Source organism: Cellvibrio sp. BR, assembly GCF_000263355.1.
Taxonomy (GTDB): Bacteria; Pseudomonadota; Gammaproteobacteria; order Pseudomonadales; family Cellvibrionaceae; genus Cellvibrio.
The window spans coordinates 36,533-50,278 of record NZ_JH668206.1; the positions used below are offsets into that span (position 1 = coordinate 36,533).

Consider the following 13,746-nt stretch of genomic DNA (forward strand, 5'->3'; position numbering starts at 1 on the left):
GGCAGCGCGCCTTCGCCAGGAGACTGGAATTATGAAACTGATCACTGCGCTTTTACATCATGTGCGGGTAACCGCTGTTATCGATGCATTGAACGATGCGGGTTATCGCAACCTCAACTTACAGGATGTAAAAGGTACGCTCAAACCCTTGGGCGATTTTGAATTGACCTATTCGTCGGAGGCCCGGCTGGTTATTTCCGAGGTGCAATTGTCACTCCCCTGTGAGGACAGCGATGTGGAATCCATCACCCGGATTATTCGCGAGGCTGGCCGCATTGGTAACGATGTTTGTGGATGGGTTTATGTGAGTGCTATTGAACAGGCATTACCCATCGGCGGCTCGTAAGCACAGAATAACGTGCGACTGGGAAATGTTTTTCCAGTCGTCTTTCGATTCACTACAGGAGAACTCACATGATTAACCTGTCACGAATACTGATTTCATTTTTCTTTGTTGCATTACTCAGTGCCTGCCAAACAACAGTGCCCACTACGTCCAATATTGTGTTCGAGGACGATGCACTGCGTCAGCATAAGCTTGAACTGACCAACGCAACGGCCAGTTTTAATGATGGCATTTTGACAATAAGTGGTGGCGTCTGGCCAACACAAAAAAAGCCACATATCGCGTGCGGACAATTGCAGTTTCAGATATTTGATACCCAAGGCGTTTTGTTAAAAGCGCTCAATGTAAATTACTCACCTTGTCACTTGCATTACGGCCCCAATACCCGTCGTAAAGGATCTTTTTCAGTCGTGATCAATGACATACATCCGCAGGCATTAATTATTAAATCGAGTTACCAAAAAACGCCGCATGAGGCTCACTGATTTTTTGTGATATGACCCTTCATTTTCTATCACTATTTTCAAGTAAAGGAAACACTATGGAACATACACACAAATATGATGAACAGGGCAAACAACTATGTTGTACAGAAGAAGAAAAAATAAATCACCAAGCCGATTCGCTCATAAAAAATAGCCCCATGAAAAGCTGTTGTTGTGCCAGTGATGATCAAGATCAGCATACCGATTATGGTGGTCATGACCACGATCATGCCAGTGATGGCGGTAGCAATATCAGGCTATTTCTGCCTGCCGCAATGAGTTTGGTTGCACTGATTATTGCGATAGTACTGGATAATTATTTTCCACAAACCTGGTTTACTGGCTGGTTACGTATTGGTTGGTACGTTGCCGCCTATTTACCTGTAGGCCTGCCAGTGTTGAAAGAGGCCTATCAAAGCATCACGAAAGGTGAAGTATTTTCCGAGTTTTTCTTGATGAGTATTGCAACCCTCGGCGCATTTGCTATCGGCGAGTACCCGGAAGGAGTTGCTGTTATGTTGTTTTATTCTGTGGGCGAGGTATTCCAAACGCTCGCGGTCAAAAGGGCAAAGCTTAATATCAAAACATTGCTTGACCAACGTCCCGATGAAGTCACAGTGTTACGCGATAACCGCGCTGTGATACTGAAAGCAGAAACCGTCAGTATTGGCGATATTATCCAACTCAAAGCAGGTGAAAAATTAGGCCTGGATGGAGAACTCTTATCCGAAACTGCTTCCTTCAATACCGCTGCGCTGACTGGTGAAAGTAAGCCTGACACCAAAACAAAAGGCGAAAGTGTTTTAGCGGGTATGATTAATCTTAATGCGGTATCACAAATCAAAGTAACCGCAGCCTATACCGACAGTAAACTGTCCAGAATTTTAGAATTAGTGCAAAACGCCTCAGCACAAAAAGCCCCCACCGAATTGTTCATCCGCAAGTTCGCCAAAATATACACACCAATTGTGGTTGTGTTGGCCTTTGCGATTTGTTTGTTGCCATACTTTTTTGTTGAGACATATGTATTCAGTCAATGGTTGTACCGCGCGCTGATTTTCCTGGTGATTTCATGCCCTTGTGCGCTGGTCATCAGTATTCCACTCGGTTATTTTGGGGGAATTGGCGCTGCCAGTAAAAATGGTATTTTGTTTAAAGGCAGTAACTTTTTAGACACCATTTCTAGCATTCAAAATGTAGTGATGGATAAAACCGGCACCATGACTGAAGGTGTATTTAAAGTACAAGAGGTCAACCTCAAACCTGAGGTCAATCGAGATGAAATTCTCAAAATGGTCAATGCACTGGAAAGCCAAAGTACGCATCCTGTAGCAACAGCCATTCATCAATTTGTAGGCGATATTGATAGCACCATTAAATTAGATAATGTTGAAGAAATATCTGGTCATGGATTGAAAGCCGACGTGAATGGAAAGGAGTTACTGGTAGGTAATTTCAGGCTACTCGACAAATACTCAGTCGCATACGACATTGATCCTAGCACCATTGTGTATACCGTCATCGCCATTGCCTACGACAATAAATTCGCAGGTTACCTCACCATTGCCGATAGCATAAAAGAAGATGCGCAATTGACAGTGGATACGTTGAAAAAACTGGGCGTCAACATCACTATGCTTAGCGGCGATAAAAATTCCGTGGTGCAATTTGTCGCGCAGAAATTAGGCATTACCAATGCCTTTGGTGATTTACTACCGGAAGATAAAGTTAACAAGGTAAAAGAAATCAAAGCGCGCAATGAAACTGTTGCTTTCGTCGGTGATGGTGTTAATGACGCACCGGTCGTTGCATTAAGCGATGTCGGTATAGCGATGGGAGGCTTGGGCAGCGATGCCACTATCGAAACAGCCGATGTTGTCATTCAAGATGATAAACCCAGTAAAATCCCCACCGCCATTGCTATCGGTAAACAAACTAAACGCATCGTTTGGCAAAACATTTGCCTCGCATTCGGTGTAAAAGCCATCGTGTTAATACTGGGGGCCGGTGGTTTGGCCACGATGTGGGAAGCGGTTTTTGCTGATGTCGGTGTAGCGCTGCTAGCGATTATGAATGCCGTGCGAATTCAGCGCATGAAGTTTTAAAATAAAGAGTGGCATCTCGGCGAGCTGATATAAATTCGCCATCGCCCCCCTAAACGTAGAGGCAAAAAATAAACGTGAATAATCAAAAAAGTTTCCTTAAACGCATTGCCAGCATTGGCGCAGTATTATTTCTGATTACAGGTTCTGTGTTTGCACAAACCACTACTTCGGGAGATGCAAAGCAGTTATGGCAACTGCTTGATTATGTTGCGGTCGATTACAGTGGAGCTGTCGCCGATGGTGTCATCATCAGCGAGGCGGAATACGCTGAAATGCTGGATTTTACAGAGAATGCAGGCAAGTTTTTACAATCTCTCCCGGAACATGCTTCCAAACCAAATATTGCCGAGAAAATCGCCGAGTTGCGCGCAGCCGTCCTGCGTAAAGAGGCAAGCATCGAAGTCACTCGACTTGCGCATCAGGCAAATGCATCCTTGATAACTGCCTATCCATTTCCAGTCGCTCCACGAACTGTACCCGACCTTGCGCGCGGACAGGCTCTGTATGCAGCGCAATGTGCTACATGCCATGGTGTGAACGGCAACGGTGACGGCCCGCTCGCTGAAAACCTGGAGCCCAAACCGATTGCATTTACAGATCCAGAACGTGCACGCACGCGAAGCTTGATGGCTTTGTATCAGGTGATTTCCCAAGGCGTGGAAGGCACATCAATGGTAAGTTTTAAAGCTCTACCTGAAGAAGATCGATGGGCGCTCGCATTCTATATCGGTACGCTTTCCTACGATGAATCCATGCGCGAACAAGGCAAACATATTTGGAATAGTGAAGAACAAATAAAGGGCCTCTTTGCTGATGTGAACCTGCTAACAACAATCACCGAAGCGGCATTGGCCAAAACAATACAAGAAAGTGACGCTCGCTCCGTCACTGCCTACTTACGAAGCCGTCCCGGTGTTGTAGAAACAAATAAACCGGTTGGTTTGGCATTAGCCCGATTGCGTCTTGCGGAAAGTCTGGCCGCTGCGCGAGCCGGAGATCGAAATCTCGCAACGCGTTTGAGCTTGTCAGCATACCTGGATGGATTTGAGCCGCTTGAGCCGATAGTAAATACCCGCAACGGATCTTTGTTGATTGCCGTGGAAACCGCGATGCTCACCTATCGTTCGGCAGTCTCACAAGGAACTATTGAACAAGCTGAGGCGGCAGCGGTTCAACTGGAACAACTTTTTGTGCAAGTCGATGGGCTGATGCAAGAAGCCAAGGCTGACCCCACGACAACCTTTGTTGGTGCGCTCACGATTCTCTTACGCGAAGGTATCGAAGCGTTGTTGATTGTGATCGGCATGATTACATTCTTGAAAAAGACGGACAGGCCTGAAGTGTTACGCCATGTCCATAGAGGGTGGATAAGTGCCTTGCTTGCTGGCGTACTGACGTGGGTGGTGGCAACTTATCTAATAGGCATTAGCGGTGCTAACCGTGAAGTGACCGAGGGAATTGGATCAGTACTCGCCGCAGTCGTTTTACTCAGTGTTGGATTGTGGATGCATCAAAAAAGTAGCGCTGGCAAGTGGCAAGATTATTTGAAAGAAAAGCTATCTATGGCGGTGTCGCAACGTTCAGCGTGGGCATTGTTTGCGCTGGCTTTTATCGCGGTGTATCGCGAGGTTTTTGAAACCGTTTTGTTTTATTCCGCGCTGGCAGCGGATGGTAATAGCGGCGCATTGATAGCAGGTTTTTTTACAGCCTTGTTGTTATTGGTAGTCATCGCGTGGGTATTGTTGCGCACAAGTGCACGTATGCCGCTTGGAACATTCTTCTCTGTCACATCCATTTTGGTCGTTGTGCTTGCAGTAGTGTTAATTGGCAAAGGGGTGTCCGCGTTGCAAGAGGCCGGATGGATAGGTGTGACGCTCATTACAATCCCGCGCGTAGAATGGCTTGGACTTTATCCAACGCTGGAGACATTTGCATCACAGGCAATTGTTGCCCTGATTGCACTAGGAGGCTTTGGTTGGGCCTGGTTTAAAACTCGAGGTAGCACAATCAAAAATTAAAAAATAATCAATTTAATGTGGGGATGGGATTGCAGATACACTTGTTGCCAATCCCTGTTTTAACTGAGAAACCATTTGAACAACCCATATTCAATCCATAATTAGTATGAACGCACTTACCAATGTCAGCGCAAGTTACTTGATATGGACATACGTATGCTTATCCCTATTTAACAGATGTATTAGATGATTTGCTGGGTACCGACTTTCACTTACCCATGGGTACTCACTGTAGGACTCTCTAGTGTGGTTTTTATAAAAATACGCAAGGTGCCTTTCCATCGCGTTTCATCACCAAGGATGAGCGAGAGTTCTAGCGTTAATCGCGATCTTTCTAACGTTGTCGATGCCATGCCGATACTAACGATTTCCTTTATAAAACTCAGCGGAGGCGAAATACATTCTCCGTCCGATTTCACACGAGGAACCAATGACAATCTGATTAACTCAATTTTTATCAGCCGTGCCAATAATGCTTCGTTGTGATGATATTGCCGGTAGTAATCGCTGATATAGGAACCAGCACCGGGGTCGGTCCTTAGTTCGCCATAGAGTGTTCCAGCAAGGATGCTAATTGCCTGAATCGCTGCTTCAACACCACTCACTGTAGCGAAGTCGCCATTGATGAACACCAAATCCCCATCTTCGCCCAATTTCAAATCCATACCGACACTTTTGGGCGGCGTCGCAAGCGTTTTTTCTGACACCATAATTGTTATAGTAACTTTTTTACTATCGCTGAATTCAAGCTCAAGCGGTGCAGTGATTTGCCGAGCATCCCCTTGCGACTCGACAATAATAAATTTTTGGTTTTCATCCAGATTGAAAAAATTATCGGCGTAAGACCGTACGTTGTGGGCATCCCCTTTGAGATAGGAGGATACTTCGAATGTCCAGCACTGATCGATCACCGATTTCCAGGATCCCCAAAACAATAATTCTGTACCCAAAGCAATCAAAGTTACGCTGGATTCCGGTCGATAATCGGATTGCATCATCAAATGTTGGTAAGCCATTTCTTCGGCCTGTTTTTTCCAAATCAGCAGCGTCGCAGCAGAATATTCCTTGTAATCCGTATCTATAAATCGCGCATGTGGCCGGCACATCCAAATACCATTTGTGATGGCTCGACGTTGGGCTCGATCAAGGTTTGCATCGTAGCGCGGCCCATCGGCAGCGGCAGCGGTGATATGAGCAGCCTCACCCAGATTGAGAGATTTGGTATCGTCCCCTTTTTGAGGTCCAATAGTTATTTTGTCGCAGTTAGGAAAGCAGCATCGCCATGCAACACGTTCTGCCATAACCCGTTTGATTGACGGGATAAACTCGTCCCTTGTCGATTTCTTTTTTTCCATAGTTAAATGCCCGATCTCAATGTGTAGCGAGGATAGTTACCTTCCAGACAAAACGATGCGTTACGTTATGCAATCGTTAGCGTCCTGATCATTACTATCTCAATGATTGAAATGCTGCTCCCCCACGTCCACGGAAGATACTTTCGAGGTAATTTGTACCGACATGATTTCGTGTATTTCTATACTGTCTCTTACGAGTGACAATGCCGGACTGATGTGCAGGTCATCTTTTTTATACCACAGGGGTTTGGGTTTCACGTCTAAAAATACAATAGCCGGACTGAAGTAATGGTCAGGGCCATCATGGTCGTAATGCCTCAGTTGTGCGTAAGCCGTTGGGTCATCACTATCTGCATTCACCGTGGTGGCAGCTTTATAGAACAGAACAACGTTTTCACCCGCATCGACACAATCGTTTCCGCCACGCTGAACAGAAGGATAGATGATGCCATCGATGGACGCCAATGGATGAGTGGCAAGATAATTGGCGATCACTTGTGTCACCAGATAACTTTGATCTTGTCGCTCCGGCATAACGGGCAGGATCATTTCATTGCAAAACTTACGGAGAAAATCTCGTCGTTGTGCTGCTACTTTTGTGGCTTCATCAAATAAGCTCGCAGTCTCCGGAAGCACCACTTTTCCCAGTAATCGCAGATCCAGCAACTTAAGTGGGCGGTCAATGGAAAATTTTGCAGCTACGACCCAACTACCGACAACTGGCCTGACTTCTGTGAGCGTTGTTGTCACGTCAGTTGCGCCATAAAAAGCAGGTTGGCCCGCAGCATTCATTCGGCCGCTCATGCCGACACCGACCGGGGGAGCCCCAAGAAATCGTTCCGGGTGTTCAAGCGCGTCAAGCACACTTTTTTCACTTTGAAATACGCGGGCCCGGTAAAGCGCCTCGTAACGCGTTCCTGGACCCGCATCTACCAACACCGGAAGTCGATTATCTGCAACATCGTTCATCACGCCGCCAAACACCGTATCCATAAAGTGAGCGACTTTAGGGTTTAAAAAACGTCCCTCATTTCTCAAACTGGACTCGATCATTTCCCATTGAAGGCTCAGTGGAGATTCCATCCGGGCACTGGGTATAAACCAGGGATCCTCGCCGTATTGGTATTCACCGCTGTCCCTGTCGTACCAACGAAAATCCAGAATTTCAGTGATGGCTTCGATCGCCTCATCGGGTGCACCGATCAGCTCTGCCACCGTTGCTTCAAGGCTTTTCCCTGACGGCAGCTGGTCATAGACCTGCACCGCCATAGTTTGGCTCGACACCTCGTAAAAGGTCGCCAATACGTCCTCGCATTTGTCGGCGATAAAATCCAATTCCACGGTAGGTTCGATGCCCTCGCAATATTCACAGGGTTGATCGTCACTGGATTCCAGGAGCACGAGCTCTTTGAGTCTGGGTTCGTCAATGCATGCCGCGCATATATAAGTCATAGTTCACCGCATACTGGGGGTTTCGTTGAGTGTAGCGATAAGATACGGTAATTCCTACAATCGATAACGCGTAGATTTATGGCTAATAAGTACATCGGCCCTCCCAGGCCGCCATACATTTTCTGACGCCAAATCGCCACTTTATTCGCTACTGGAAGGCATATGCTCATAACTCAGTATCTTGACGAACCCTGTCCTCGTTGTGGCGGAACCGGGAAATATGGCAATGTGAATGTGCATCACAACGTGCTAAGGAGAGGGTGTAATCATTGCCGTCAATGGACACATTTTTATCTTCCTGATGTGAATAAAAAGGTCATATATCTTGATCAGTTTTTTCTCTCACATGCATTCCGCGCGCAGGAGAAACCATTTGTGGAGGCAGCGCATCGAATTGCGGACATGGCCGCACGACAACTTATTGTGTGTCCGTATTCTTCGGTGCACACATCAGAAACGCACTTGTGGCGACATGAACAACAACAAGATCTTTTTACTTTCATTAAACAAACAGCACGTGGCCAAAAATTTAATGAAGATTTTGAAATTAAACGTATCCAGCTCAGCCGCGCATTTACAGCATTTCGTGCGGAGGGCGACATAACTCAGCCAATCGAAAAAAATGACGCATTCAGAGAGGATGTGAATACGTGGGATGATTATTTTTATATCGATATGCGCCCCATTCTTGGCGATATAGAAGCGATGCGACAAGGCAAGCTCAACGCTATCGAAGCGCTCGTTAACTTGTTTCCAGATTGGGCCGCGTCAACAACGTCATTCGCGGAGGACATGGAAATCGAAGCCAAAGGATATGGCCAGTCACTCATGAAACAATATTTTCAAATGTTGACGGCATTAGGAGCTGGTGATCTAATTGCCTATCTGAATGCGCCCACTGATGCAATGTACGTTGAATATTTGCTGCATTACGATAAAGATACATTGCAATCTGATGCACAGCTGGCGAGAGCCGCGAAGTTTCTTGTCTCACCCCATTTCATGATGATTCCACACCTGCGCATTTCATGCGGTCTTTTTGCAATGTTACGTAAACTCGTCAAAGAGGGTGCTTATAAAAATCCCGAAAAGGCACGAAAAAAACTCGCGGGTTTGTTTTACGATTCAAATTGCATTTCAATTTTTGGTCCATATTGCGATGCAATTTTCGTTGATCGAATCATGCATCAATGGTGTGAAGCACCGCAAGCAAGGGTGCTGGAACCCTACGGAACTGCGATTTTTTCAGTAGCAGGTTGGGATGCATTCCACAGCTACCTGGACGACATCGAAGAAAATTACACAGAGGACATTCATCGCGCAGTTGATATTGTGTATCCCGGACTTTACACCTGAGCCATGGCACGTCGTATCAACAAGTTAAGTGGACAAGATTAAATGAAAGAGAACAATCCATTGGGACTAATGTTGGCCCTCACGTTCAAGCGATTCAATAAGAACGTTTAACCCTTCATGGGGATCTGCGCCTATGATTTGGCAATACCTAACAAATTCCAGAATCTCGATTTTTCGCCGGTCCTGTTCCATCTTCCCCAACACCGAATGATGACGTCCCAGCGCATCAGCAGCATCTCTTAGGGACAAACCACTCTCATCCCGTTGCTCTTTCAGCCAGGTTCTCAGCTTTTCGTAATGAGAGGAATAAGGAGATGATTTCATTGTCTCGATAATAGAGACAAGATAGAATGTCGCGAAATTCGAGACATGAGGCGCCAATATCTATCATGAAATCTCTCACCGTTAAGTCCGGGCTACTCTCAGCATTATCGACGCTGGTAGACCGCGAGTTCACCGTACACGGTCTCACAGAAGCCTATTTGAACGATCCGGCCTGCCTTCATATTTCCAAAAAAGCCGCGCGCCAATTTGTTTATCGCAACATGCTCCGCCTTATCGATAACGGGGAATTGACACGGGTCGTTGTAGACGGTGGCTGGCCCTTGTATCGACTAACGCCCCGGTTTAAAGCGTTGGGGGAAGCTCCGGTAGTAGCTGTCGCACCGCCAGCGGCCCCCGCAAAAACTATGGTCAAAAAAGATAGTCCTCGCCAGAGCTTGCAAGAACGGCTCAACCGGCACAAATTGGAAATGCTGTCCGCCATGGGTGAAACCGAGGAATACGATGCGATTTGCAGTGAGATGCCTGAGTTAAGAGATGATGTGCAGCCTCTGTATAACCAGTCCCGCGACAAATGCTCCAAGTTGCTTGGACGTGTGAAAGCCCTGGAAAGCCTATTGGCAAGGGAAACAGGTTTAGCGCAATGAAGTTAAGGCGCTGGCAATTCAGGTGTGTTGAACAGGCTCTGGTGAAATTCAGGAATGAAGAGAACCACTTCCTGTGCCTTGCCACACCCGGTGCTGGCAAGACAGTCATGGCGGCGACCTTGGCCCAGCAACTTCTTGAGTTGGGAATGATCGACCTGGTGCTGTGTTTTTCGCCCTCCATCATCGTGTCCTCTGATTTTCAGCAAGCGCTGGAAGCCCACACAAGCTCCCGAATGGATGGCCGCCTGGGATCAAAGGGTCAATCTTTGACATATCAATCGATGTTGAGTTTGGAAGACGCGTTTTGGGCGTTGTTTCAAACCCATCGCGTCTTGGTGATTTTCGATGAAATCCATCACTGCGCCGGTGACAACCTTGAGAATGCCAATGCCTGGGGTCAAACTATCATCCAGCATATCCAGGGGCGCGCGGCTTATACCATTGCGTTAACCGGTACACCCTGGCGCTCCGACCGAATTCCTATCGCGTTATCCAGTTACTGCCAGCACAATAAAATCCGCTGTGATTTTATTTATGGAATGGCGCAGGCTATCCAGGAAAATGTGTGTCGGGCACCCAGCATCACGCTAGTGGACAATGACCGCATCATCGTGAAATGCGGTGATACTACTGAGAAATATTCATCCTTTGCCGAGTTGCTCAGACTATCGGACTGCTCGTACCAACAACTGATTGATAACGATGCGCTGATTGTGTATTTGTTAAAACAATCGTCTAAAAAGTTGATGCAAATTCGCAAGCAACACCAGAATGCGGGCGGCCTTATCGTCGCCGCATCAGTAGATCATGCCTATAAGATTGCGACGCTACTGGAACGTCATTTGGGGCAACGTGCTTGCGTCGCTACCTATTTGGATGAAGATGCCCACGGCACTATTAATTCCTTTAGAAACAGTGCTCAGCCCTGGATTATTTCCGTTGGGATGGTGAGCGAAGGCACTAACATTCCACGACTGCGCGTGTGCTGCCACCTGACACGCGTCAAAACAGAATTGCATTTTCGGCAAGTATTGGGGCGTGTTTTACGCATGGGGGATATTCCCGGTGACAGTTATTTGTATTTACCGGCTGAACCCAATTTGGTGGAATACGCGAATCGTGTAGTGGAGGAAATACCGGAGTCTGCAACGATACGACGCGAGACGATGCCAAATAGCGACGATGAAAAACCATTAGCGATTAAACTGCAAGAGCAGCCGCACATCGAAGAAATTACAGAAATTATTTTTGGAAATATGCCTGTAGGCGAGTCGCAAACTAACCCAGACGATCCGCAACCCATTCATGTTTCCATGTTGGCACAATCCTATGACACCACCATCAATGTGTTCGGTCGATTTCGACAGGAGCTGCTGCAATTGCATCGACTTTGTGCACGTGAATCCAGCCTCATGTAAACCATATACTTGAATCAAGGGATTGATCTTTCAGTGCTGGACACCATGCCATTCACGTTACACTATTGATGATTAAATCAATCAAGCAACATAAAAAATGAAAATTGCTCTTATCTCTGACATACACGCCGAGTTTTATAAAAACGAACCCGATTGGCTACCACCGTTACCCGAAAATCCTGATGTGTTAGTACTCGCTGGAGATATTCACATTGGAAAATTACTCATCCCCTTTATTGAGCGAGTTAGCAAAGCTTTGCCCCGCACCTGCTTGGTGGTTATAGCAGGAAATCATGAATTCTATCGTCAATATCGGCTCTCCACCCTGAATGCGTATCGAGAGGCATTTGTTGAGCACACACGCATCCATTTTTAGAAAATGATTATGTGGATATAGAGGGCATACGCTTTATAGGGGCAACGTTGTGGACAGGCTTTCCACTGCATTCAACAAAATACACATCTGAACAGGTGATGAATTATGCAAAGGATAACGTGTCAGATTTTAGCCTGATAGCAGACGACTCCAAGGATCAAGTAGTTGCTTTTACCCCAGAGACATCCAGGATTTTGTTTGAGGAATCAAAAACAAAAATCACACAGTTATTGGCAGAGTCTGATCCTAAGAAATGCGTTGTTGTTACACATTTTCCTCCGGCAAAAAAATTGCGGCATCCAAAATTTACACTCGATAAAGTAACCTCATATTTTACTGCTGACTGCGCCGATATTATTGAGACTTATCAACCAGCCTATTGGTTTTACGGACATAATCATTGGTCTTCAACGACCTACATAGGTAACACGATATTAGTGAGCAATCAATTTGGCTATCCTAATGAGCGCTGGAAAATGGGTGGTGATTTTAATCCCAACCTGATAATAAACGCGTAATGTAAAAAACCAAGATTAAGGAATAACGGTGTTGCTTCATGCGTTGTCCCAGCGCACTATTTATCATCGACAGGCAACCAGTAAATCCACTATGGCAAACGTAGACCAGTACATCAACGCCGCCACGCGTGACAACACACGAAAGAGCTATCAATCAGCGATTGCGCATTTTGAAGTTCAATGGGGTGGGTTTTTACCCGCCACAGCAGATTCAATAGCCCGGTACCTGGCTGATTACGCTGATGCCTTGGCAATCAGTACATTAAAATTGCGGTTGGCGGCGATTGCCCAATGGCATATGGACCAAGGCTTCCCTGATCCGACCAAGAGCCCCATCGTTAAGAAAGTACTCAAGGGCATTCAAACCCTGCATCCCAACCAAATCAAACAAGCTAAACCTCTTGCACTCAAACATCTGGAGCAACTTGATGCATGGTTTGCTGGTCGAATCGACATAGCAGATAAAACCGGGAATCAAAGCGCTCATTTAAGATTGTTGCGTGACCACGCCATAGTATTACTTGGATTCTGGCGGGGTTTTCGAAGTGATGAATTAAGCAGATTGCAGATCCAACACCTCATTATCCAACCCCATGAGGGCATAACCTTATATTTACCGCAAACCAAGACTGAGCACGAAGGGATCACCTACAAAGTACCGGCTCTTAGACGCTTTTGTCCCGTCCATGCCTGTGCAATATGGGTACAAATGGCGGGAATCACTGAAGGGCCTGTGTTCCCAGCTATTAATCGGTGGGGGAGATTGGGCAAGGCATCCATGCATCCAACCAGTTTCATCTTAATCTTGCGGAAGATACTGAGTGACGCGGGGCTAGAGAATGCAGGCTCATTTTCCAGCCACTCGTTGCGGCGAGGTTTTGCAACCTGGGCGGCTTCCAGCGGATGGGATTTGAAAACGATGATGGAATATATCGGCTGGAAAGATATCCGCTCAGCCATGCGCTATATCGATAGTAGTGGCGATCCATTCATAACATTGCGCTCAACACTTCCCAACCTGACGTAATGCCCCCTCAATTCATCCTTTAGGGGGCAAGTCTTAAACAAGCCTGGGATTCTATTCACGACTGGGCTCCTGTTAAAAATTAATCGACAATGGTGCATTTTAGATTGAGGAAAGCTACCTGATACTCATTTATTCCTGTATGGAAAAGGTGCAATGCTTACCCACAAGCGTTCCAGAGAAGAGCATTGAAAATATCCCCGGTTAGACGACTGATTAGTTAGCACCATGCGGAACAGATTATGTAGATCCTCGAACACTAGCTTTTGCGTTGAAAGTCGTGGCTTTGAAAGAGTTTATGTAATATTTGGCGGCAGTCAGTCACGATGGTTCAGCGCAGAAAGAGTAACAATATATGTAATAC

General features: G+C 46.3%; 13 protein-coding genes. 10 read left to right on the forward strand and 3 right to left on the reverse strand.

What is annotated here, in order from left to right; all coding sequences use genetic code 11:
• The first annotated feature begins 31 nt into the window (after nucleotides 1–31).
• The 4 genes from O59_RS18420 (at nucleotide 32) to O59_RS18435 (ending at nucleotide 4,954) form a co-directional block, all read left to right on the forward strand.
• Complete coding sequence (locus tag O59_RS18420) at nucleotides 32–346, forward strand: P-II family nitrogen regulator (RefSeq protein ID WP_007645415.1); 315 nt, start codon at nucleotides 32–34, stop codon at nucleotides 344–346.
• Between the two features lie 68 nt (nucleotides 347–414).
• Nucleotides 415–831 (forward strand): hypothetical protein, encoded by a 417-nt coding sequence (locus tag O59_RS18425; protein WP_040393426.1) that lies wholly within the window; start codon nucleotides 415–417, stop codon nucleotides 829–831.
• An 11-nt stretch (nucleotides 832–842) separates the two neighbouring features.
• Nucleotides 843–2,936: a heavy metal translocating P-type ATPase gene (locus O59_RS18430; protein ID WP_232283113.1), complete on the forward strand. Its 2,094-nt coding sequence runs from the start codon at nucleotides 843–845 to the stop codon at nucleotides 2,934–2,936.
• A 74-nt stretch (nucleotides 2,937–3,010) separates the two neighbouring features.
• Nucleotides 3,011–4,954 (forward strand): cytochrome c/FTR1 family iron permease, encoded by a 1,944-nt coding sequence (locus O59_RS18435; RefSeq protein WP_007645420.1) that lies wholly within the window; start codon nucleotides 3,011–3,013, stop codon nucleotides 4,952–4,954.
• 212 nt (nucleotides 4,955–5,166) lie between these two features.
• On the opposite strand, the gene O59_RS18440 is transcribed toward O59_RS18435, so the two are convergent.
• Nucleotides 5,167–6,309 carry a hypothetical protein gene (locus O59_RS18440; protein ID WP_007645422.1) on the reverse strand — a complete coding sequence of 381 codons (1,143 nt, stop codon included), beginning with the start codon at nucleotides 6,307–6,309 and terminating at the stop codon, nucleotides 5,167–5,169.
• Between the two features lie 99 nt (nucleotides 6,310–6,408).
• A complete protein-coding gene (locus O59_RS21180; protein ID WP_050977116.1) occupies nucleotides 6,409–7,761 on the reverse strand; it encodes an RES family NAD+ phosphorylase in 1,353 nt (450 codons plus the stop codon).
• A 162-nt stretch (nucleotides 7,762–7,923) separates the two neighbouring features.
• Here O59_RS21180 and O59_RS18450 point away from each other — a divergent pair, with 162 nt between their 5' ends.
• Nucleotides 7,924–9,117, forward strand: a complete 1,194-nt coding sequence (locus tag O59_RS18450; RefSeq protein WP_157152641.1) for a hypothetical protein — start codon at nucleotides 7,924–7,926, stop codon at nucleotides 9,115–9,117.
• 66 nt (nucleotides 9,118–9,183) lie between these two features.
• Here O59_RS18450 and O59_RS18455 read toward each other — a convergent pair whose 3' ends face one another.
• Nucleotides 9,184–9,441 carry a helix-turn-helix transcriptional regulator gene (locus tag O59_RS18455; protein WP_040393520.1) on the reverse strand — a complete coding sequence of 86 codons (258 nt, stop codon included), beginning with the start codon at nucleotides 9,439–9,441 and terminating at the stop codon, nucleotides 9,184–9,186.
• A 65-nt stretch (nucleotides 9,442–9,506) separates the two neighbouring features.
• Between O59_RS18455 and O59_RS18460 the strand changes: the two genes are divergently transcribed.
• The 5 genes from O59_RS18460 (at nucleotide 9,507) to O59_RS18480 (ending at nucleotide 13,385) form a co-directional block, all read left to right on the forward strand.
• Nucleotides 9,507–10,046, forward strand: a complete 540-nt coding sequence (locus tag O59_RS18460) for a hypothetical protein (protein ID WP_040393428.1) — start codon at nucleotides 9,507–9,509, stop codon at nucleotides 10,044–10,046.
• Nucleotides 10,043–11,464, forward strand: a complete 1,422-nt coding sequence (locus tag O59_RS18465; RefSeq protein WP_007645431.1) for a DEAD/DEAH box helicase — start codon at nucleotides 10,043–10,045, stop codon at nucleotides 11,462–11,464. The genes O59_RS18460 and O59_RS18465 overlap by 4 nt, the downstream gene beginning before the upstream one ends.
• A gap of 97 nt (nucleotides 11,465–11,561) precedes the next feature.
• Nucleotides 11,562–11,840 carry a metallophosphoesterase gene (locus tag O59_RS18470; RefSeq protein ID WP_007645433.1) on the forward strand — a complete coding sequence of 93 codons (279 nt, stop codon included), beginning with the start codon at nucleotides 11,562–11,564 and terminating at the stop codon, nucleotides 11,838–11,840.
• Nucleotides 11,841–11,851: 11 nt separating this feature from the next.
• Entirely contained in the window at nucleotides 11,852–12,358 is a 507-nt protein-coding gene (locus O59_RS18475; protein WP_157152642.1) for a metallophosphoesterase, read from the forward strand.
• A gap of 28 nt (nucleotides 12,359–12,386) precedes the next feature.
• On the forward strand, nucleotides 12,387–13,385 hold the full coding sequence (locus O59_RS18480) for a tyrosine-type recombinase/integrase (RefSeq protein WP_007645436.1): 999 nt from the start codon (nucleotides 12,387–12,389) through the stop codon (nucleotides 13,383–13,385).
• Nucleotides 13,386–13,746: the final 361 nt, after the last annotated feature.